The 21,093-nt window shown below is 72.5% G+C and carries 19 protein-coding genes and 1 pseudogene; 7 read left to right on the forward strand and 13 right to left on the reverse strand.

Features of this window, described 5'->3' with window-relative positions:
• The 8 genes and pseudogenes from NOD94_RS25865 to NOD94_RS25900 form a co-directional block, all read right to left on the reverse strand.
• Positions 1 to 498: pseudogene (locus NOD94_RS25865) on the reverse strand (hypothetical protein); the annotation flags it as partial.
• Between the two features lie 371 nt (positions 499 to 869).
• Positions 870 to 1,202 carry a TcmI family type II polyketide cyclase gene (locus NOD94_RS25870; RefSeq protein WP_281208504.1) on the reverse strand — a complete coding sequence of 111 codons (333 nt, stop codon included), beginning with the start codon at positions 1,200 to 1,202 and terminating at the stop codon, positions 870 to 872.
• Between the two features lie 74 nt (positions 1,203 to 1,276).
• A complete protein-coding gene (locus NOD94_RS25875) occupies positions 1,277 to 1,759 on the reverse strand; it encodes an SRPBCC family protein (RefSeq protein ID WP_281208505.1) in 483 nt (160 codons plus the stop codon).
• Position 1,760: 1 nt separating this feature from the next.
• On the reverse strand, positions 1,761 to 2,015 hold the full coding sequence (locus NOD94_RS25880) for an acyl carrier protein (protein ID WP_281208506.1): 255 nt from the start codon (positions 2,013 to 2,015) through the stop codon (positions 1,761 to 1,763).
• Positions 2,016 to 2,090: 75 nt separating this feature from the next.
• A complete protein-coding gene (locus tag NOD94_RS25885) occupies positions 2,091 to 3,350 on the reverse strand; it encodes a beta-ketoacyl synthase N-terminal-like domain-containing protein (protein WP_281208507.1) in 1,260 nt (419 codons plus the stop codon).
• Positions 3,347 to 4,618, reverse strand: coding sequence for a beta-ketoacyl-[acyl-carrier-protein] synthase family protein (locus NOD94_RS25890; protein ID WP_281208508.1), 1,272 nt, complete (start codon positions 4,616 to 4,618; stop codon positions 3,347 to 3,349). Before NOD94_RS25890 ends, NOD94_RS25885 begins: the two co-directional genes overlap by 4 nt.
• Positions 4,615 to 5,061, reverse strand: coding sequence for a cupin domain-containing protein (locus NOD94_RS25895; protein WP_281208509.1), 447 nt, complete (start codon positions 5,059 to 5,061; stop codon positions 4,615 to 4,617). The genes NOD94_RS25890 and NOD94_RS25895 overlap by 4 nt, the downstream gene beginning before the upstream one ends.
• A gap of 101 nt (positions 5,062 to 5,162) precedes the next feature.
• The gene (locus NOD94_RS25900; protein WP_281208510.1) at positions 5,163 to 6,263 is read right to left on the reverse strand and encodes a SchA/CurD-like domain-containing protein; all 1,101 of its coding nucleotides are present in this window, start codon (positions 6,261 to 6,263) and stop codon (positions 5,163 to 5,165) included.
• A gap of 272 nt (positions 6,264 to 6,535) precedes the next feature.
• Between NOD94_RS25900 and NOD94_RS25905 the strand changes: the two genes are divergently transcribed.
• Positions 6,536 to 8,167 (forward strand): FAD-dependent monooxygenase, encoded by a 1,632-nt coding sequence (locus NOD94_RS25905; RefSeq protein ID WP_281208511.1) that lies wholly within the window; start codon positions 6,536 to 6,538, stop codon positions 8,165 to 8,167.
• A 13-nt stretch (positions 8,168 to 8,180) separates the two neighbouring features.
• On the opposite strand, the gene NOD94_RS25910 is transcribed toward NOD94_RS25905, so the two are convergent.
• The 4 genes from NOD94_RS25910 to NOD94_RS25925 all read right to left on the reverse strand — a co-directional run bounded on the left by NOD94_RS25910 (position 8,181) and on the right by NOD94_RS25925 (position 12,301).
• Positions 8,181 to 8,390 (reverse strand): acyl-CoA carboxylase subunit epsilon, encoded by a 210-nt coding sequence (locus NOD94_RS25910; protein ID WP_281208534.1) that lies wholly within the window; start codon positions 8,388 to 8,390, stop codon positions 8,181 to 8,183.
• 182 nt (positions 8,391 to 8,572) lie between these two features.
• A complete protein-coding gene (locus NOD94_RS25915) occupies positions 8,573 to 10,495 on the reverse strand; it encodes a glyoxal oxidase (RefSeq protein WP_281208512.1) in 1,923 nt (640 codons plus the stop codon).
• Between the two features lie 150 nt (positions 10,496 to 10,645).
• Complete coding sequence (locus tag NOD94_RS25920; protein ID WP_281208513.1) at positions 10,646 to 11,764, reverse strand: M20 family metallopeptidase; 1,119 nt, start codon at positions 11,762 to 11,764, stop codon at positions 10,646 to 10,648.
• Between the two features lie 189 nt (positions 11,765 to 11,953).
• Positions 11,954 to 12,301 carry a hypothetical protein gene (locus NOD94_RS25925; RefSeq protein ID WP_281208514.1) on the reverse strand — a complete coding sequence of 116 codons (348 nt, stop codon included), beginning with the start codon at positions 12,299 to 12,301 and terminating at the stop codon, positions 11,954 to 11,956.
• 6 nt (positions 12,302 to 12,307) lie between these two features.
• Here NOD94_RS25925 and NOD94_RS25930 point away from each other — a divergent pair, with 6 nt between their 5' ends.
• From NOD94_RS25930 to NOD94_RS25955, 6 genes are all read left to right on the forward strand, one after another.
• Positions 12,308 to 14,230, forward strand: a complete 1,923-nt coding sequence (locus tag NOD94_RS25930; protein WP_281208515.1) for an AAA family ATPase — start codon at positions 12,308 to 12,310, stop codon at positions 14,228 to 14,230.
• Positions 14,231 to 14,307: 77 nt separating this feature from the next.
• Complete coding sequence (locus tag NOD94_RS25935) at positions 14,308 to 15,501, forward strand: cytochrome P450 (protein WP_281208516.1); 1,194 nt, start codon at positions 14,308 to 14,310, stop codon at positions 15,499 to 15,501.
• Between the two features lie 89 nt (positions 15,502 to 15,590).
• Positions 15,591 to 16,865, forward strand: coding sequence for a VWA domain-containing protein (locus NOD94_RS25940; RefSeq protein ID WP_281208517.1), 1,275 nt, complete (start codon positions 15,591 to 15,593; stop codon positions 16,863 to 16,865).
• On the forward strand, positions 16,865 to 17,665 hold the full coding sequence (locus NOD94_RS25945) for a hypothetical protein (protein ID WP_281208518.1): 801 nt from the start codon (positions 16,865 to 16,867) through the stop codon (positions 17,663 to 17,665). The genes NOD94_RS25940 and NOD94_RS25945 overlap by 1 nt, the downstream gene beginning before the upstream one ends.
• A gap of 111 nt (positions 17,666 to 17,776) precedes the next feature.
• A complete protein-coding gene (locus tag NOD94_RS25950) occupies positions 17,777 to 18,694 on the forward strand; it encodes a MurR/RpiR family transcriptional regulator (RefSeq protein WP_281208519.1) in 918 nt (305 codons plus the stop codon).
• 306 nt (positions 18,695 to 19,000) lie between these two features.
• Positions 19,001 to 19,387, forward strand: coding sequence for a hypothetical protein (locus NOD94_RS25955; protein ID WP_281208520.1), 387 nt, complete (start codon positions 19,001 to 19,003; stop codon positions 19,385 to 19,387).
• Between the two features lie 81 nt (positions 19,388 to 19,468).
• Here the strand turns inward: NOD94_RS25955 and NOD94_RS25960 are convergent, their stop codons facing one another.
• On the reverse strand, positions 19,469 to 21,064 hold the full coding sequence (locus NOD94_RS25960; protein ID WP_281208521.1) for a phospholipase D-like domain-containing protein: 1,596 nt from the start codon (positions 21,062 to 21,064) through the stop codon (positions 19,469 to 19,471).
• Between the last annotated feature and the right edge of the window lie 29 nt (positions 21,065 to 21,093).

The following is a 21,093-nucleotide window of genomic DNA, read 5'->3' on the forward strand; positions in this document are numbered from 1 at the left end:
GTCCTGAGGACGCCCGCCGCCTTCCGTGGCGGCCGGGTCGCCCGCGGCGGGTGCGGCGGGGTCGGCGGCCGGGGCCTTCGCCTTGACCGCGGGCGGGATGTCCTTCTTGATGTCGACGCCGCCGGGAGGGGCGTCGGGGCCGTGCGTGCAGTGGCCGGCGTCCGTGCGGTAGACACCGGCGCAGGTGTCGCCCTTGGGCGCCGCCTCCAGGCCGTCGTAGACCATTCCGCGTATGCCCTCGTTCGCGGGCTTGGCCGCGATGGGGGCGGGTTCGGCGTCCCGGGCGGGCGCCGAGGCCGGCTCGGGGGAGTCCGTGCCGGGTCCCGCGGCCATGGCGGGCGGGACCGCTTCGGCCTGGTCGCCGAACCCGGAGTAGGCGAGGCCTCCCGCGATCACCGCCGCCGCGGCAACGGCGGCGGTGACGAGTATGAGCCGCCGGGGTTTGCGCCGGTCCTCACGGGGTCTGCGGCGTTGGCCGCCCGCGCGTCTGGCTGTCATGCGCACCTCAAATCGATGTGAGGGGGGTGGGTGCGCGGAAGCTTGCCAGAAGGACGCCGAGAAGAATTCGGACAAACGGGAATGGGGCCCGAGAAATCTATCCGTTACCTTGTGGTTGAATCTGATGAACTGTCAACTTGCTTTAAAATAAACAAAGTTACGCGCGTTGCGCCCGAATGGTCCAGGCCAATAAAGGGATCTCGTTATCAAATCGAGATATGAGGCGGAATCTTGTTGACGGGAATTCAGTCAGGTATTCATGTAAAAACTACCTGCCGAATCTTTCCGGTCACGAGCGGTGAACCACGGCCACGGTCCTGGGTGCCCAGGCCGCCCGAACGCTCCGTCGGCGGCAAGGGCACCCGTACGGACTACCTTCCGGCGTCCCGCTCCCAGCGGTAGAACCGGTGCGCCATCGCGTCCTTGGGGCCCCGCCAGGTCTGCGGGTCGTGCGGACTGATGAACGTCGAGAGCCGGTCGCTGAGATCGCGGAACTCGGGGTGCCCGGTGACCTGGGCGATGGCCGGACCGGGATCCGTCTCGGACTCGATCAGGTGCAGGTACACGTCCCCGAACTGGAACAGGCTGCGGCGCTTGACCCCCACCAGCCGGGGGAGTTCGCCCGCGTCCGAGGCGGCGAACAGGCCGGCGATGTCGGGCGCCGAACCGGGCGCCATGCGGGCCACGATGAGGGCTTGGTGCATCGGAGGGTTGCCTTTCGTCTCTGGTGAGGAGAGGTGGGGTGAGGGGATGGGGCGGGGCGGGGGCGGCCGGTGGGTCAGCGCCGCTCGGCGACCGGGGTGCGGACTGCGCGCCGACCCTGCTCGATCTTGTCCCGGATGAGTTCCATCTGGATCCGGGAGTTGTGGTTGATCCGCTTGGTCATGCCCTCGTCGTCGATGGGGGCGTCCGGCTTCATCGCGAAGTCCTGCACCCAGCGCATCCGGGTGCCGCCGCCGGCCACCTCGCCGTACTCCCAGTGGATGTTCATGTGGGCGAACGGTCCGGTCTCGACCCGGCGGGCCTTCACGGTCAGGCCCGCGCGGTCCACGGTGCGCTCGGAGATCCAGCTCCACACCACGCCGTTCTCGTCGGGGTGCATGGCGAGGCGGAACCGGGTGGTGTTCCCCGCCTTCTCCAGGATCTCGATCGACGCGTACTCGCTGAACAGCTCCGGCCAGTTCGGCAGGTCGTTCGTCACGTCCCACACGACGTCGACGGGCGCGTTGACGTGGATCTCGTTGTCGGTGTGTCCAGGCATGTCAGGCTCCGGTCATGAGGCTGTTGTTCACGAGGTCGAGGAACTCGTGGGGGCTCTTGCAGCGGTCGGCGTCGGTGGGCAGCGCCCGACCACGCCGGTTCTCCAGCTCGCCGACGATGCCGAGCAGGCCCAGCGAGTCGAGTCCGTACTCGTCGAACCGCGACTCCGGACGGCTCTGCATCTCGGAGGGGTCGACGGTGATGCCCGCGGTCTTCATCAGGGCCGCGAGCTCTTCCATGGTCAGTCGGTCGGACATGGGTGCCTTCTCTCTTTCCTGCTTCCGGAGTGCCGCGCCGAGGACGCCGCGGCCCTGACGAGCGGGTCCCGATCCCTACACGGACGATTCGGGCCCTTTGCGGAGGACGACCGCCGCGTTCGAGCCCATGAGGCCCCGGCTCAGTACGAGCGCGGTCCGCACGGGCACGACCCGGGCGCCGCCGGTCACGACGTCGAGGTCGTGGCAGACCTCGAAGACGTTCGGCGTGGGGGGTACGACGCCGTGTTCCAGGGCCATGACGGCCGCGGCGACGTCGAGGGTGCCGGCCGCGCAGTACGCCCGTCCGGTACCGGTCTTGGGGGCGGTAACGGCAACCCGGGCCCCGTGTCCGCCGAGCGCGTCGTGGATCGCCCGCACCTCGGCGGCGTCGGCCTCCGGCGTGCCGAGGGCGTCCGCGAAGACGACGTCGACCTCCTCGGGCGCGACACCGGCCTCCGCCAGCGCGCCGCGGATCGCGTGGGCGAGGCCCTCGGCGGACTCCTCCCAGCGCCCCGGCCCGGTGAAGGTCGCGGCGTGGCCGGCCAGTACGGCCCGCACCGTCGCGCCCCGGGCGACGGCCGCGGCCGCCTCCTCGACGACGAACATCGCGCCGCCCTCGGCCGGGGCGAACCCGCACGCCTTCGAGGTGAAGGGGCGGTAGGCGCGCTCCGGTTCCTCCCGGGTGCTGAGGCCCGGGTACCCGAGCTGGCACACCATCGAGTAGGGGGCGAGCGGCGCCTCCGTGGCGCCGACCAGCATCGCCCGGCTGCCCCGACGGATCTGGCGGGCCGCGTGGGCGAACGCGTCGAGCCCGCCCGCCTCGTCGGAGGCGACGACCCCGCACGGGCCCTTGAACCCGCGCCGGATGGAGACCTGACCGGTGCTGGCCGCGTAGAACCAGGCGATGGACTGGTACGGGCCGACGTAGCGGGGGCCCTGCCCCCACAGCCGCTGCAGCTCGCGCTGCCCGAACTCGCCGCCGCCCGACCCCGCGGCGGTGACGACACCCACCGCGTACGGATCGTCCTCGTAGTCGCCCCGGCCGAGCCGGGCGTGCTCCAGGGCGAGGTCGGCGGCGGCCAGGGCGTAGTGACTGAAGCGGTCGGTCTGCACCAGGAACCGGTCCTCGACGAGGGTGCCGGGCTCGAATCCCCGGACCTCGCCGGCGACCCGCAGGGGCAGGTGCTCGCACCCCTTCCGGGTCACCCGGTCGAGGACGCTGACGCCCGCCTGCGTCGCCTTCCAGAAGGCATCCGCGCCGACCCCGTTGGGTGCGACGACTCCGATGCCCGTGACGACCACCGACTTGCCGGTCGTGGCAGTACGGCTGTTCACGCGCGCACCTCCTTGGGCTGGGTCAGGACCACGGCGGACTGGAAGCCGCCGAAGCCGCTGCCGACCGACAGCACGTTGCGCAGGGTGTGGTTGCGGGCCGTGCGCGGCACGTAGTCCAGATCGCACTCGGGATCCGGGGTCTCGTAGTTCGCCGTCGGCGGCACCACGTGATGGGTCATGGCCAGGACACAGGCCGCGAGTTCGATCGCGCCGATCGCGCCGAGGGAGTGCCCCACCATCGACTTGATGGAACTCATCGGCGTCTTGTAGGCGTGCGCACCCAGGACCCGCTTGACGGCCGCCGTCTCGTGACGGTCGTTCTGCTTGGTCCCGGAACCGTGCGCGTTGACGTAGTCGATCTCCCCGGAGTCGACCTCGGCCTGGGCCAGGGCCGTCTGGATGGCCCGGGCCATCTCCAGCCCCTCCGGAGTCAGCCCCGTCATGTGGTGGGCGTTGCCGAAGGTGGCGTAGCCGCCGATCTCGCAGTAGACGGTCGCACCGCGGGCCCGGGCGTGCTCCAGTTCCTCCAGCACCAGTATCGCGCCGCCCTCACCGAGGACGAAGCCGTCCCGGTCCGCGTCGAACGGCCGCGACGCGTGCGCCGGGTCGTCGTTGTTCGCCGAGGTCGCCTTGATGGCGTCGAAGCAGGCCACGGTGATCGGGGAGACGGGCGAGTCGGAGGCGCCGGCGATGCACACGTCCATCCGGCCGTCCTGGATGGCGTGCACCGCGTACCCGACGGCGTCGAGCCCGGACGTGCAGCCGGTGGAGACGGTCTGCACCGGCCCGCGCGCCCCGGTCTGTTCCGCCACCGCCGAGGCGAGCGTGGCGGGCGTGAACGCGCGGTGCAGGAAGGGCGAGGCGAGACGGTGGTCCACGTCCCACCAGTCGCCCTTCTGGCTGACGGCGACGTAATCGTGCTCCAAACGGGTGGTCCCGCCCACGGCGGTGCCCAGGGAGACCCCGGTGCGCCACGCACCGTCGCCGTCGAGGGTCAGTCCCGCGTCGGCCACCGCCTCGCGGGCGGCGACCAGCGCGAACTGGATGTACCGGTCCGCCCGGGCCGCGTCATCGGGGCCCAGGCCGTGTGCGGTCGGCTCGAAGTCGACCTCGGCGGCTATCCGGGAGCGGAACCCCGCCGGGTCGAAGAGGGTGATGCCCCGCGTCGCCGTACGGCCGTTGGACAGCAGGTCCCAGAACGCGGTGGCGCCGATACCGCCGGGCGCGACGACACCGACCCCGGTGACGGCCACCCGTCGGCGGGTCAAGAGACCACACCCGTACGCTCGGGCGGGCGCTCCGCCCACCCGGAGGCCTCCGGGTTCGGAGCCTCCTCGGTGTCCACGTGCCCGAGTTCCGGGCGCGGCGCGAGCGGGCCGAGGTGGAACACCATCCGGGCCTCGGTGCTCCCGACGTTGCGGAAACGGTGCCGTACGTTCAGCGGCACCAGGAGCCCCTGGTCCGTGCGCAGCGGGTGCGGCTCCCCGTCGAGGTCGACCTCCAGCGTGCCGCTGACCACGTACACGAACTCCTCGGAGTACGGGTGGTAGTGCTCGGCGATCGACTCCCCGGGGGCCATGACGGCCAGGCCCATGAAGCCGCTGGTCGAGCCCACCGAGGTCGGCGTGAGGACGGCGCGCAGGTCACCTCCGCGCCGGGTGTTGGGCTGCGTCTCGCTGAGATCCACGATGCGCGGGTGATGTTGGGTCATGACTGACTTCCTCCTGGCGGTGCGGAGCCTGAACGTGGTCTGCCGGTGGTGGTGGGAGTACTGCTCGGGGCCGCGCCGGCGGACGCCGCGGCCGGCCGGGATCAGGACCGCGCCGGAGCCCGACGGTCGGTGATCAGGTCCATGGGGTGGGGAGCGCCGTCCGGCACGGGGCCCGGCTCCCCGGCCAGCAGGCGCCGGAGCACCGCGGCCTTGCGGGGCCCGTCGATGCCGAAGCCGGCCGCGAACCGGCCGTCCGAAGGACCGGCGACATCGAGGAGCCGGACCACGACGTCGTCGCGCTGGAACACGCTGCTGCTCACCACCGGGCTGGTGGGACGCTGCGCGGCGGCCTCGTCCTGCCGGGCCAGGAACCGGGCCAGCAGCGGACCGCAGCCCGCCTTCGCAGGGTAGAAGAGCGCGTGCCTGCGCACCTCCTGAGGCTCCCGCCGGGGAGCGGCCACGTGGTGGACGGCCGGCAGGGCCGCCCGCATGAAGAACATCCGGGCCGACTCCGGGTCGGTCAGGTCCCGCTCCTGCTCCAGGTACGGGTCCATCTGCTGTTCGACGGCCCGGATCTCCGGCTGCTTCGCCACGTGGCGCAGCGCCGCCGTCAGGTCGCCCTGCACCTCCACCGCCCGGACCACCCGATTGCCGTACATGAACAGGGACGTGCGCAGCAGGCGGGTGTGCTCGTCGACCTGCGCGGCCGGCGAGGAGTACGAGGACAGGATCTCGGCGACCTTCGCCTCGGTGCCCGGCTTCACCGTGAAGGTCAGCGCGTGGCGCACGACGCCCGCGCCCAGCCGGGGGGTGGTCTGCAAACGGCCGCCGAAGCCCTTCGCGGGGACGTCGTAGCGCCGGCCGGTCTCCTTCAGCACGGTGAACTGCATCGGCCGCATCGTCCGTACGCAGGCGCCCAGCGGTCGGACCTGCTCGGTGTGCTCCTCGCTGTTCACCCAGGCGAGGTACTGCGGGGCGCTCTCCCACTCGCTGGTGATCAGCCACTGCTCGGGGTTCTCGAACGACTGGCAGAGCTGGTCGCCGAGGTGGCCGGGGACCGAGGCGATGTCGTGCCGCAGCTGCTCGTAGGCCTCGAAGAACTGCTGCTGGACCCCCTCGTGCAGGTCCATCAGCAGGACGACCCGGAGCATGGAGCCGTCGAAGGCCGACTGCGACACCCGTTCGGACAGTGTGGTTGTCATCTGCTCACTCCTTCGTGAGGGCCCGGAGTCCGGCGCGAACGCGCTCACGTGCGTCATCGGCGGCAACTGCCCGGGTCGATGGGGCCGGCGCCCCGCGCGATCGGGGACGGCGGGGCCGGGGGCCACCGCTGTCGCTCATCGTCATCCGGCCGGGTACGGATCGCTACATCTCCGGATCAAGCGGGTGACAACCGGCGAATCGCCAGGGCATCGAGGCTCATCGGGGGCATAAGGCGACCACTGCCCCCAGACGAAACAGGAGCCCGCAGCTGATGGAAGAGCATGCCGATGTTCGCGTACCGGTCCTCGTCGTGGGCGGCTCCCTCGTGGGCCTGTCCACCTCGCTGTTCCTGAGCCGCCACGGCATCAGGCACCTGCTGGTCGAGAAGCACTCCGGTACCTCCGTCCACCCCCGCGGACGAGGGATCAACGCACGCACGATGGAACTGTTCCGGACGGCGGGCGCCGAGCCCGCCATCCGCAAGGAGGCCTCCGCGCTGGAGGCCAACCAGGGAATCCTGCAGACGCACGCGCTGATCGGCGGAGAGCACAAGTGGCTGATCAAGGCGGTCGACCCCTCCGGGGCCCTGGCCCGCTTCAGCCCGACCGGCTGGTGCCTGTGCAGCCAGAACAACATCGAGCCGGTCCTCGCCGCCCAGAGCCGCGCACAGGGCGCCGACGTGCGCTTCTCCACCGAACTGATGAGTTTCGACCAGGACGCCACCGGAGTGACCGCCCTGGTCAAGAACCGCGAGACCGGTGAGCACCTCACCGTCCGAGCGGACTACCTGATCGCCGCGGACGGCCCGCGCAGCCCCGTCCGGGAGGCCCTCGGCATCCGCCAGACCGGCAACGGCGAGCTGTTCCACAACGTCAGCATCGTCTTCCGGTCCGAGAACCTCGCTGAGGCCCTCGGCGACCTGCGCTTCATCGTCTGCTACCTGATGCGCCCCGGCGCGGACGGTGCCCTGCTGCCGGTCGACAACGAGACCCAGTGGGTCTTCCACGCCCCCTGGCACCCGGAGACGGGCGAGACCCTGGAGGACTTCACGGAGGAGCGCTGCGTGGCGCAGATCCGCGAGGCCATCGGGGTGCCCGACCTGGACGTCGAGATCGGCGGGAAGGCCCCCTGGCACGCCGCCGAACGGGTCGCCGAGCAGTACCGCGTCGGCCGCGTCTTCGTGGTCGGCGACGCCGCGCACGAGATGTCCCCGACGGGCGCGTTCGGCTCCAACACGGGCATCCAGGACGCGCACAACCTCGCCTGGAAGGTCGCGGCGGTGCTCAACGGCTCCGCCGGCCCCGACCTCCTCGACACGTACGAGGCCGAGCGCCTGCCCGTCGCCAAGGCCACCAGCGAGCGGGCCTCCGCCCGCTCGGCCGAGCACAGCCACCCCGGCTACGTGCCGCCCCCCACCATGGGCGGCGGCCCCGGCAGCGGCGTCCTGACCACCGCCATGGGCTACGCCTACCCGAAGGGCGCGGTCATCGGCGGCGACACCGCCCGGCCGATCATCCCGGAGAAGATGCGCCTCACCGGCGACGTCGGCACCCGCGCACCGCACATGTGGCTGACCCGGGCGGGGGAGCGGATCTCCACGCTCGACCTGTACGAGACCTCGTTCGTGCTGCTCAGCTCGCCGGGCACGCCCTGGCAGGAGGCCGCCGGGAAGGTGGCGCGACAGCTGTCCGCCCGCCTGGATGCCTGGACGATCGGCTCGGCGCCCGACGCCGACCTGGTCCAGGCACCCGAGGCCGACTGGGCCGCGCTGCACGAGCTGCCGGCCGACGGGGCCGTACTCGTACGCCCGGACGGGTTCGTGGCCTGGCGTGCGGAGGGGGCCGCGGCGGACCCGCGGGCGGCGCTGTTGGAGGCGATGACGCACCTGCTCGCGCGGTCCTGACCGACGGCGGGAGTCAGGCGCAGGCCCAGCACCCCGACCAGCAACCGTGGCCCGTCGGCCGCGGACGCGGGCGGCGGTGCCGGGCCTTCCCGGTGTCGGCGGTCGGCGCGGCGGCCCGCCCCGCGAGGCAGGCGAAGACGACCGCGATGGCGGCCAGTTCCTCGGGTTCGGCGTGTCCCCGGTGGACCCGGAGCAGGCTGGATATGGGGGCGTCGTTTCGCATCGACACGGCCTCTCAGCAGGAGAGTTCACCTCGCCGGGCCCTCGGGACCCCGACGCTCACGACGCTACGAGCCCCCCGTCGGCCTGTCGTGCCGGGGGGCTCCGTCCACACCCATCCGTGCGACGCGCCCGGGGGCCGGATTCGGTGCCGGGCAACCGCCACGGGGGTGAACACGAGGTTCCCTAGCGCACGCCGAGTTTCACCCACTTGGCGGTGCTGGGGACGCCCCGCGCGTCGAGCAGGAACAGCATGTAGTAACCGGGCGGCGCGTCCGCCGCGGACGGCGGGGTCCGCAGTCCGACGGTCTCGCCCCGCACCCCGGTGACGCGCAGTTCGAGGTGGCGCTGGCTGGTGTTCACGGCGTGCGTCACCGTCGTCGGGGCCAACAGCACCGCCCGCCGGACCGCCGAGGCGCTCGCGCTGCGGACCTCGAAGGCCGTGTCGTGGGCCAGCTCGCCCCCGGGAACCCGGTCGAGCGAGGGCCGGGGGCCCCGGTGCAGGTAGGCGGGCTCGTAGAGTTCGACGCTGCCGTCCATGGCGTCCCCGATGTCGGGGTCGTTGGCGATCTGCTGGAGCTCGTCCCCCGTCACCATGATCCGGCCGTCGGGCATGACCAGGGCGTTGGAGTGGTAGCCGCGGGGGAGCCGCTGGGCCGGGCCGAGCCGCCAGTGGCCCCGCGCGTCGCGCAGTTCCGTCTGCCGGTACTTGAGGTCGGCCTTCGGGTTGAACGGCCCGTTGCCGTAGTCCCGCGTGCTCAGGGCGCCGTTGACCGTGAGCAGCGTGGCGTCCGGGAGGATCAGCGTGTCGTCCTGGGTGCGGCCGAACGCCCTCGGTTCCTCGGTGGTCCACCGGCCTCCCGCGAGCCGGTAGGTGTGGGGGTCGTGCGGGTCGCCGCCGAGGACGAGCACGGAGTCCGGACCGCGGAACCCGGCGGGGAGTGGCACGGCGGACCCGTAGCCGCGGAAGTCCGCCGGACGCCGGGGCAGGTCGCGGCGGGTCTCCGCGACGGGATCGAACAGCCACTGCTGGTCGGCGTCCCGGCCCAGGCCGTAGACCATGCCGTCCCGCAGCGAGAACAGGTGCGGGTAGTCGTTGCGGAAGGGCGCGTCGGCGCCGAAGCGCTCGGCGGCGACGTCCAGCGGGATGTCGTACGGCCGCCAGGGCACCGGCAGGCGTTTCGCAGGGAAGCGCTCCACGACGGGCGTGGGGGTGCCCGTGCCCCGCTCTGACTGGCCCGACATGATGATCTGGCGGCCGTCCGCCCCCGTCACCACCGAGGGGTACCAGCGGCCCGCGGCCATGTCGCGGTTGCGGTACCAGGTCTCCGTCCACGGGTCGAAGACGAAGGACAGCTTCGCGCCGCTGCCCCCCTTGCCGCCCGTGTTGCCGCCGAACACCGCGAGCATGCCGTTCGGCAGGAAGGCGTGCCCGGCGCAGAAGAACGGCGCGGGGCGCGGCACGTGCGTGCCGTCGGGCATCAGGACGGTCGGCGGTCGGACCTCCTTGAACGCCCTCGGGCCGGTTCCCCGGGCCGGGTCCCACAGGAAGGCGCGGCCGGCGTTCGTCGGACCGATGCGGTCGGTGGGGCCGGTCTCCTTGGTGGGGTCGGTCTCGACGCGTTCGAAGGAGAACAGCAGCACCTTGCCGGTCGGCAACTGGGCGAGGTGGACGCCGAAGTCGGGGGAGGGGAAGAAGTCCGTGAACCGGCCGGACTCCGACGCCTCGAAGGCGGCGTTGGCGCGCCCCTGCGACGCCCGCAGGGACTCCAGGCTCGCGGTGCGGGTGGCCTGCGGGTACCCCACGGCGCCCTCGGCCGCCGCGCGCCGACCGGCGTGGGCGCGGGCGTGTTCCTCGCCGAGCAGGGCGACCTCGTCGGCGGCGGGCTCGGCCGCGGCGGCGGCGCGGGCGAGGGGGTGGCCGGGGACGCCGCCGTGCGGGCGGTCGTGCGGGTGGCCGGGGAAACGGTCGCCCGCGTGGTCGTGGGCCGGGGGGAGCCGGGGTCCGTCGGGGTCCGCCGAGGCCGGTACGGCGAGCGTCGTCGCGACCGCCAGAGCGGAGAGGAACACGCCTGCGGATCGCGCGGCGGACCGGTGTGCTCGGGACATGCCTCTCCTCGGTACGACGGCCGGGACGGGACGCCCATGCTAGAAGAACCAGGACAAACCGTCCTCGTCCGACGCGAGGTCACTTCCCGGGGGCCGCCGGGTCGGGGGGTGGCCGGCTGCCGCCGGGATCCGGCCCTCCCGCCCGCCGGCCTACGCCTCCCGGCCCTCCGCCGCACCCCGGATCGCGTTGACCAGGCCGGTGACGAGGCGGGCCCGCTCGGGCATGGCGTCGACGACGAGGTACTCATGGTCGGCGTGGGCGCCGCCCCCGACCGCGCCGAGGCCGTCGAGCGTCGGCACTCCGAGTGCGGCCGTGAAGTTGCCGTCGCTTCCGCCGCCGACGGCCATGCCTTCGATGCCGGGCTGCAACCGCCCTGCCAACGCGAAGAGTTCGGCCGAAGCTGACTCGGGCATCGGGGGTCGGCCGATTCCGCCCTCGACGGCGATGGACGCCCCGTCGAGGTGGGGGGTCAGTGCCGCGAAGGCCGATTCGATCCGTTCCTTCTCGTCCCGCGTCTCGACCCGGACGTCGACGATGACGGTCGCCTCCGCGGGTACGACGTTGTCCAGGGTTCCGGCGGCGGCGACGGTCGGGGTGACGGTCGTGCCCATCCCGGGCCGACCGAGCGTCGCGATCTCCAGTACCTGGTGCGCCGCTTCGACGAGGGCGTTGACGCCGGCCGCGGGTTCCAGTCCGGCGTGCGAGGCGCGGCCCCTGATGGTGACCCGGAAGGTGCCGCAGCCCTTGCGCGCCGTCTTGAGGCCGCCGCCCTCGGCGGCGCCCTCGAACACGAGCACGGCGCCGCAGGCCAGGGCCCGCTCCTCGATGAGCGCGCGGGAGGAGTGCGAGCCGACTTCCTCGTCGGCGGTCACGAGCACCTCGACGCCCGAGAGGTCCTCCAACGCCGCCAGCCCGTGCACGGCTTGGACGAGGCCGCCCAGCATGTCGAAGACCCCGGGGCCGGTGGCGTGCCCGTCGGTGACGGTGAACGGGCGGCGCGCGAGGGTGCCGAGCGGGAACACCGTGTCGTGGTGGCCGAGGACCAGTACGCGGGGGGTGCCGCCGCCCGACCAGTGGACGTGCGGTCCGGCGTCGCTCTCGACGAGGACGGCGTGCCCCCCGAGTCGCCGGTCGAGGAGGGAGGCCACCGCTTTGGCCGACGCCGCCAGCGCGTCGGTGTCGCGGGAGGGGGACTCGGTTTCGACGAGTGCCCGGAGGTCCTCGATCATCGCGTCAACGTTCACATCGACGGTCTTCTGCGTCGTCATCCCGCAAGGGTACTGGCCGGCCCGCGCGGGGCCCGTGGGTCCGCGGCGCAAAAAAATAACCCCGGACGAATTGACGTCCGGGGTGTTCGCCTGCGTATATTCATTGTTTCACGTATTGCGCGCAGAGATTTACGGCGAAGACGTGAAGAAGCTTTGCAGTGGCATCGTATCGCGTCGGGAGTGGAATTGTCAAACGTGGAACATGAAAATGAGCAGCAATTCATCACCCGGCTGTACGCGCGTCTCGAAGACCTCCGGGACCAGGCCGAACGTACCGTTCGGGCGGCCCTGAAGGAGGGTGGCAACGGGTTTCAGGCCCGTATGGAACGCGATGTAGTCGTCGCCGAACAATCCGGGCTGCTTTCCGCGCTGAACTCGGCCGAACACGGTCTCTGTTTCGGTCGCCTGGAGTTCACCGACGGCCGCGACCACCACATCGGCCGTATCGGAATCAGGCAGGACGACGCCGAACGCACGCCACTGGTAATCGACTGGCGGGCCGAAAGAGCACGCCCGTTCTACCTGGCGACGGGGCACGTTCCCATGGGTCTGCGCCGCCGCCGTCACATCACCACCCGGGGGCGCACGGTCACCGCCCTGCACGACGAGATCCTCGACCTCTCCGACACCGAGCGCACAGGCTTCGAGGGGTCGGACGCGGACGCCGTCCTGCTCGCGGCCCTCGACGCCGCCCGGACCGGCCGCATGCACGACATCGTGCGGACCATCCAGGCCGAGCAGGACCGCGTCATCCGCTCGCCCCACCAGGGGGCCCTGGTGGTGGAGGGCGGCCCCGGTACCGGGAAGACCGCCGTCGCCCTGCACCGCGCCGCCTTCCTCCTCTACGCGTACCGGGAACTCCTCGCCAAGCGCGGCGTGCTGATCGTCGGACCGAACCCCGCCTTCCTCGGCTACATCGGGGAGGTGCTGCCCTCCCTCGGTGAGACGGGCGTGCTCCTCGCCTCGCCCGGCGACCTCTTCCCCGGAGTCCGCGCCACCGGAACCGACCGCCCCGGCGCCGCCGCCGTGAAGGGCCGCGCGGCCATGGCGGAGGTCCTCGCACGGGTCGTCGAGGACCACCAGACCCTGCCCGAGGGCATCCCCGCGGGCAGCGGCGAGGACAACGACGTGGTCCCCGAACCGGCACTGGAGATCGACCACGACGACTACGGCACCCTGCTGCTGGACCGCACCATGGCGCACGAGGCCCGCGACCGGGCCCGCGGCACCGGCCTGCCGCACAACCTCGCCCGCCCCTACTTCGCCTTCGCCGTCATCGACGCCCTCACCGCGCAGCTCACCGACCGGCTCGGCGCCGACCCGTACGGCGGCCCCAACCTCCTCGGCCCGGACGACATCGCGCAACTCGGCAAGGAGATCGCCACGAGTTCCGAGGTGCACGCGGCCATCAACAGCCTCTGGCCCCCGCTCACCCCCCTGGGCCTGGTGGCCGGGTTCCTCGCCGACCCCACCCACCTCCCGCCGGACGAGGCCGACCTGATCCGCCGCTCCGGGGGCGACTGGACCCCCGCCGACGTCCCGCTCCTCGACGAGGCCGCCGAACTCCTGGGGTTCGACGACACCGCCGGGCGGGCCGCCGAGGAACGAGACCGGCTGGAACGCATCGCCTACGCCCAGGGCGTCCTCGACCTCTCGCAGGGATCGGACTCCTTCGAGTTCGAGGACGCCGAGAACGAGTACCTCGCCGCCCACGACATCATCGACGCCGAGCGCATGGCGGAACGTCAGGAGGAGGCCGACCACCGCACCACGGCCGAGCGCGCCGCCGCCGACCGGACGTGGGCCTTCGGCCACGTCATCGTCGACGAGGCGCAGGAACTGTCCGAGATGGCGTGGCGCCTGCTCATGCGCCGCTGCCCCACCCGGTCCATGACCCTCGTCGGCGACCCCGCCCAGACCGGCGACGAGGCGGGCTGCGGCTCCTGGCGGAAGATCCTGGAGCCGTACGTCGGCAACCGCTGGGAGCGCGTCCGCCTCGGGGTCAACTACCGTACGCCCGCCGAGATCATGGAGGTCGCCGCCGCCGTGCTCCGCGCCCACCTGCCCGGCTTCGAGCCCCCTCGTTCGGTGCGGTCCACGGGAACGCCGCCCCGGGTCCGGGCGGCGGACGACCTCGCCGCCGGCGTCGCCGAGGCCCTGAGCGCGGCCACCCCGGCCGAGGGGCGGCTCGCGGTGATCGCTCCGCGCCCCCTGCACGAAGCGCTGGCCGCGGCGCTGCCCGGCGTACGGGCGGGGGAGGAGCCGGACCTGACCCGTCCGGTGGTGCTGCTCGACCCGCGCCAGGCCAAGGGGTTGGAGTTCGACACCGTCATCGTGGCCGAACCCGCCGACTTCCCGCCGAGCGACCTGTACGTCGCCCTCACCCGGGCCACCCAGCACCTCGACGTGGTCCACACCGGTCGCCTCCCGCGCGGGCTGCCCGACCCGGAGGGGACGGTGCGGTAGCCGATCGGCCACCGCCACTCGGGGGAGTGGCCGGTTTTCAGCACCTTCGGGGGGCGGGCCTCTCGTAGTGTGGGGCGATGGATGTAGTAGACATCAAGACCGCCGCGCGGGACTTCGGCGCGGATCCCCACTCCTTCTACGCCGCGCTGCGCGCCGCGGGGCCCGTGCACCAGGTCAGTGGCATGGCCATGGTGGCCGACACGAACTGGCTGGTCGTCGGCTACGAGGAGGCCCGCCAGGCACTGAACCACCCCGACCTCCTCAAGGACTGGCGGACCTCCGGGATGTACCCGGACCTCGTGGCGACGGCCGCCGGCTCGAACATGTTGGAGTCCGACCCGCCCCACCACACCCGCCTGCGCCGCCTGGTGGCACGGGAGTTCACGGCCCGGCGGGTGGAGGCGATGCGGCCGCGCGTCCAGCGGATCACCGACGACCTGCTGGACGCGATGGCCGCCCGCCCCGAACGGTCCGCCGACCTCATCGAGGCGCTCGCCTTCCCGCTCCCGATGACGGTGATCTGCGAACTGCTCGGCGTCCCCGACCTCGACCGCGAACGCTTCCGACAGTGGTCCAACGCCGTCGTCGCGCCCGTCGCCCCCGACCTGAACTCGACGGTCCAGCAGCAACTCAGCGCCTACCTCGCGGACCTCATCGAGTCCAAGGCCAAGGCTCCCGGGGACGACCTCCTCAGCGCACTGATCCGCACCCGCGACGAGGACGGCGACTCGCTCTCCCCCGACGAACTGATCGGGATGGCCTTCCTGCTGCTGGTCGCGGGCCACGAGACCACCGTCAACCTGATCTCCAACGGCCTGCGCGCCCTCCTCGACCACCCGGCCCAACTGGCCGCGCTCCGCGCCGACTACGACGGCCTGCTGGGCGGCGCCATCGAGGAGATGCTCCGCTACGACGGCCCGGTGCAGAACGCCACCTACCGTCATGCCGCCCGGGACGTGGAGCTCGGCGGGGCGGTCATCCCCGCCGGCGCCGTGGTGTTCGTCTCCCTGGCCGGCGCCGACCGGGACCCCGAGCGCTATCCGGAGCCCGACACCTTCGACATCAACCGCGCCCCGCAGGGGCACTTGGCGTTCGGCCACGGCCTGCACTTCTGCATCGGCGCCCCGTTGGCCCGACTGGAGGGCCGCATCGCCCTGCGCGGACTCCTGGAACGCTTCCCGGACCTGGCCCGCGACGACTCCGGCGGGCCCCTGGAGTGGCTGCCCGGCACCCTGATGCACGGCACGACCCACCTCCCGGTGCGCTGGTAGCCGCTTTCCGCGCACCCGCCGCCGCAGGGTGAACGGCGGCCGCCGCGGACCGTTTTGGATCGGTGCGGGATCCTCAATACGATCCGGCGATGATCACAACAAAACGGCTGGCGGCCGCGACCTGCGGCCTGCTCGTCGCCCTCAGCGCGGGACTCCTCCCGACGACCGCGGCCGCCGCCGACGGACCTCGAAAGGAACCGCCCAAGGTCGAACTCGTCCTCGACGTCAGCGGTTCGATGCGGGCGACCGACATCGACGGGCAGTCCCGGATGGCCGCCGCCAAACAGGCCTTCAACGAGGTCCTCGACGCGGTGCCCGAGGACGTACGGCTCGGCATACGGACCCTGGGCGCCGGCTACGCGGGCGAGGACAAGGCGCTCGGCTGCAAGGACACCGCGCAGCTCTACCCCGTCGGACCGCTGAACCGCACCGAGGCGAAGACCGCCGTCGCGACCCTCGCCCCCACCGGCTGGACCCCCATCGGCCCCGCCCTCCTGGGCGCGGCCCAGGACCTGGAGGGCGGCGACGCCACCCGCAGGATCGTCCTCATCACCGACGGCGAGGACACCTGCGCCCCGCTCGACCCCTGCGAAGTAGCCCGGGAGATCGCGGCGAAGGGCATCCACCTCGTCGTGGACACCCTCGGCCTGGTCCCGGACGCCAAGACCCGCGCCCAGCTCACCTGCATCGCCGAGGCCACCGGAGGCACCTACACCTCGGTGCAGCACACCGCCGAACTCTCCGGCAGGGTCAGACAACTCGTCGACCGGGCCGCCGACCCCGTCGTCACCCCGGTGGCCACCGAGGGCGCCGAGCGGTGCGCGAACGCCCCGAAGCTCGGGGCCGGCCTCTACTCCGACCGCGAGACGTTCGGCGAGCACCGCTGGTACCGGGTCGACGTCCGCCCCGGGCAGGAACTGCGCGCCTCCGTGAGCATCGGGGCGGACCGCGCCGTCAACCGCGACTACGGGATCCTGCTGCGCGCGACGACCGTCCACGGGCGGGAGATCGTCCGTGGATCGGAGTCCGGTGACGGCCGCACCGACGTCATCTCGACGGGCCTGCGCTACCCCAAGGCCACCCTGGAGGACGCCGACGGCGACGCCGCCCGGGCACCCGAGACCGTGTGCCTCCAGGTCAGCAATTCCTTCTCCGCCGGGCCCGCCGTCAAGACCGCCCCCGGCATGCCCGTCGAGCTGACCATCGACGTGGTCGACGGTCCCGACGACGCGTCCGACGTCGCCTCCTTCGGCCTCGGCCGCGGCTGGTGGCTGCTGGCCGTGCTCGCCCTCACCGGCCTGTCGGCGGGCCTGGTATGGGGCTGGACCTCGCGCCGGCACATCTCCGTCCGGAGGACCAACTGATGCGTACCCCAAGGACATCGACCGCCGCGCTGCTGGCCGCACTGGCCCTCGCCGGCGCCGCGGCCCCGGTCGCCGCGGCCCCGAGTCCGACCCCCACCCCGAGCGGGGCCGGCGACTCCGCCGGCCCGACCGAGGCCGGCACCGGCTTCCGTACCGCGACCGCCTTCCGGCCGGGCGAACGGGCCACCGCCGCCGCCTCCACGGGGGACTACCTCTACTGGGTGCTCCCGGTCGACGCGGGCCAACGGGTCACCGTACGGGCGACGGTGACCCTGCCCGAGCCGGCGCTGCGGCACGGCCCGGCGACCTGGCAGCTGGACGTGTACGACGGACTGCGCCGCCGCCAGGCCTGCGCCTACGGGACGCAGACGAAGGCGGCGGCCAAGGAGGCCGTGACCGCCGAACTCTCCTGCACCCTGCGCACCGTGCGTTCCGGCGCCGAACCCTGGGCCAACGACCCCCTGCCGGGCAGCTACTACGTACGCCTGACGGTCGTCGGACTGCCCGAGGACGACCTGGGCCTGCCGGTCCGCGCGCAGGTGGAGGCCGACGTCAAGGACGTGGGCGGGGCCGTGGCCGTGGACGCCGCCCTGGCCGAACCGCTGGTCCCGGGCATCGCGGGCGCCCCGGAGGAGCAGCGGGCGGCGCGCGCGCCCGAGGACGGCTGGTCCGGCGGCCGGTGGTCCGACCGCTGGGTCTGGACCGCCGCCGGCGGGGTGCTCGCCGCCCTCGCGGGGGTCTTCGGGTACTCCCTCGCCCGGGGCTCGGGCCGCCCCGCGGGCACCCGGAGCACCGCCTGAGCGGGTGCCGCCGCGTCCCCGGGCGCGGCGGCACCCGACCAGGGAGTTGATCACCGGACACGGAGCGTGGGCTATGTTGGAACACGAGTGACGTGAGAAGGAGGCCCGCCGGTGTCATCGGGGCAGCAGGCACGCGCCCAGGCGGCTGCGATCACGCCGGGCGGACGGGCGCCGGAGCAGGTGAGGCCACCGGCCGACCGGCTCCTCGCGCTCTTCGACGGTCACCGGCTCTCCCCGGGGCAGCGGCGGATCGCCCAGTACCTGATCGACCACCTCACCGAGGCGGCGTTCCTGTCGATCACCGAGCTCGCCGAACGGGTCGGCGTGAGCCAACCCTCGGTGACCCGCTTCGCCGCCTCCCTCGGGTTCAGCGGCTACCCGGCCCTGCGGGACGTCCTCCAGCCGATCGCGCTGAGCGCCGTCGCGGGCACCCCGGACAGCCGGGAGCAGATCCGGCAGAACGAGCTCCAGGCGGCCGTGGACGCCGAGATCGAGAACCTGGAGAACGTCCGCCGGCTGCTCGCCGACACCAACCAGGTCCTCGACATCGGTCGCGAGCTGGCCCGCTCCGTCCCGCTGACCGTGCTCGGCCTGCGGATCTCCGTCTCCCTCGCCGAGTACTTCGCCTACGCGGCCCGCCGCATCCACCCCGACGTCCGCCTGGTCACCCGGGGCGGCAGCGTCGCCTACGACGCCCTCCTGCAGTCCCGGGCGGCGGGCGGCACCTGGGTGCTGGCCTTCGCCATGCCCCGGCACGCCAACGAGACCCTCGCGGCCCTGCGGGCGGCCCGCAGCACAGGCCTGCGCGTGGTCCTGATCACGGACCCGACCCTGGGGCCCCTGGTCGACGAGGCCGAGGTGGTCCTCACGGCCGGTACGGGTTCGCGGCTGGTCTTCGACTCGTACGCGGCGCCCGGCATGCTGTCGGCCGCCCTGCTCCAGGCGATGGCCGACGCCGATCCGGAGCGGACCCAGGCCCGGCTCGAACAGTACGAGCAGGTCGCCGACCAGCACGGATTCTTCCTCTAGAGGCCTGACGGACCGGAAATATTCAGTGCCGGTAGGTGCATGAAATTTTTCATACCCTTGCCTACTCGACGGTATATATGTTTACTGACGGCGGCGCCCCGGATCCATCAGATGCCAAGGAGGACGTCCCCACGTCCTCCTCGAACGGGCACCCGGTACACCGCTCCTCCTCACGGTGCGACCGGGTGTCGAGTCAGGCTTTCGGATCCCGCAGGGCGCCCATGGCGGCCTCGGTCAACCCCTGGGCCGAGGCCGCCCACCAGCACCGTCTCGATCAGAGTTCGATACCCCTCGGAAGTGACGAGAATGTCCCAGACGGCCACCCTCACGCGCAGCCCGGACTGGCCCCTGCAGGTCAAGAGCCCCGGTACGCACGACTGGGAACGCACCGCCGCCCGATGGCTGCGCGACCTCCTCCCGGCCCGCTACGGCGGCTACCTGACCCTGACCCGTCACCACGCCCTCCTCGCCCGTCACGTGCAGCTCCAGCTCCAGCACGAGATGCGCGCCGTGCGCGTCGCGCTCCACACCAGCCGCGCGGACCTGCCGACGATGGGCATGGCCGAGGCGGTCATCGAGAACACGATCCGCATGTACGCGATCGAACTCGAACAGCTGGGCAGGCTGTCCCGCAGCGTGCGCCTGGTGTCCGAGGCGCTCCTGGTGAACACCCCGGCCCAGCGCAAGCGCTAGGGGCTGTCGTCGAACTCCCGTCCGCCTCGCGTAGTACCCGTCGCTGACGGCCCGGCGCGCACCGCCCCGGGCCGTCACCGGTCAGGCCTGGCAGAGGCCGCGCGTGTGGTCGTACGTCGCCGTGGCCCGGGAGTACTGCCACTGGGGTGCCAGCAGCCCGCTCGCCAGCTGTCGCGCCGCCGCCGGGCTCTCCACGATGTAGCCGAAGTCCTGGAGCCAGGACGGGTAGAGGTTCTTCGAGCCGATGTAGAAGGCCGAGTCGTCCACCGAGACCAGCTTGTGGTGCTGGGCGTACGGCTTGCCGTCCGCCCAGGTCGCGCTGTCCGCGGAGCGGAAGGTCGCCAGCTGCAGGTTCCGGCACATCGCGGCCTTCGCCCGGCCCTCGTCACCGGTCAGCGCCGTCAGTCGGCCGCGCAGGGCGTCGCTCACCTCGGACAGGGACTTGATCTGGGAGTAGCCGTTGCTGCCGATCGGTCCCCGGTTCGCGGGGTCGCTGACGACGATGCGGACCTTGACCCCCGACGTCAGCTTCTTCGCGAGCGCGTCGTACAGCCGGACGTCGTAGCGCGGCAGCGGCGGGCAGGTGGCGTGCACGTCCTGCTGGGAGATCTCGATGTGCTCGGTGGCGCTCTCCACCAGCGCGCGCAGGGCGCTCTCCTCCGGATTGACCGTGTCGTAGTCCCGGTCGGCGTTGGTCCGGTCGGGCAGGCCGATGCCGCACTTGGTGTCGGGTGCCGTCGGCAGGACCGGGCGGAACGTCGAGGAGGGGTCGTTCTGCCGGATGCCCACGCCGAGACCGCCGACGGCCAGGACGGGTACGTCGCCACCCGCGGGCGGCGACGCGGGCCGGGGCAGCGTGGCGAGGCAACCGGCGTTGTTCGAGGAGGCGAACCAGGCTGCGCTCCAGCCCCAGTTCCCCTTGTTGCGGCAGGTCCAGTCCCACAGGGTGTCCAGGTACCGGCCGGCCGAGCCGGCGGCGGGACCGGACAGGGCGAGGTCGACGTCGCTCACCGGGTGCGCGGTGTCGAGGTAGGCCTCCTTCCAGCTGTTGATGCCGCCGGTGATGACCGACTCGCCGTCCACGACGAGCAGCTTCGAGTGGTTCCAGGAGAACGCGGTCTTCGAGGTAGTCATCGACGCCACGTTCAGGGTGATGTTGGCGGCGTCCGGGCCGAGCCGGGCGACCAGTTCGTCGCGGTACGCGGACGGCAGCACGGTGGCGTGGTAGATCGGCGCGGCGCCGACCATGACGCGGACCTGGAGCCGGTTGCCCTTCTGCGCGGCCTCCTTCAGCCCGGCCACGATCGCGTCCTGGAACCCGCCGTCGGGGAAGGGCGCCAGCGTCGATATGTCGACGCTCTGCGTGGCCTTGGAGATGTCCTCCCGCGTCTTGTCGAGCAGCCTGCGGGTGCCGGGCCGGTCGGTGCAGGAGGGGTCGCCCCAACAGCCGGGCGTCTGGAGCAGCCAGTCGGCGCCACCGGGGGCGGAGGCGCCCAGCCGGTTACCGGAGCTGCGCTCCCAGACGGAGCCCTCCAGGCCGGGGGACACCTGGCGCAGGGTCTGCTCCACCGAGTCCAGGTGGGGCGTGGGCGCGTCGGCCGCGAAGACCGGGGTCGCGGGTAACAGTGCGGCGGAGAGCGCGAGGGCGAGGGCCGTCGTGCGGACGGTGCGGGCCAATGTGGTTCCTTGCTCGGGGGGTGGCTCTG

It is taken from the genome of Streptomyces sp. Isolate_45, assembly GCF_024721315.2.
Taxonomy (GTDB): Bacteria; Actinomycetota; Actinomycetes; order Streptomycetales; family Streptomycetaceae; genus Streptomyces.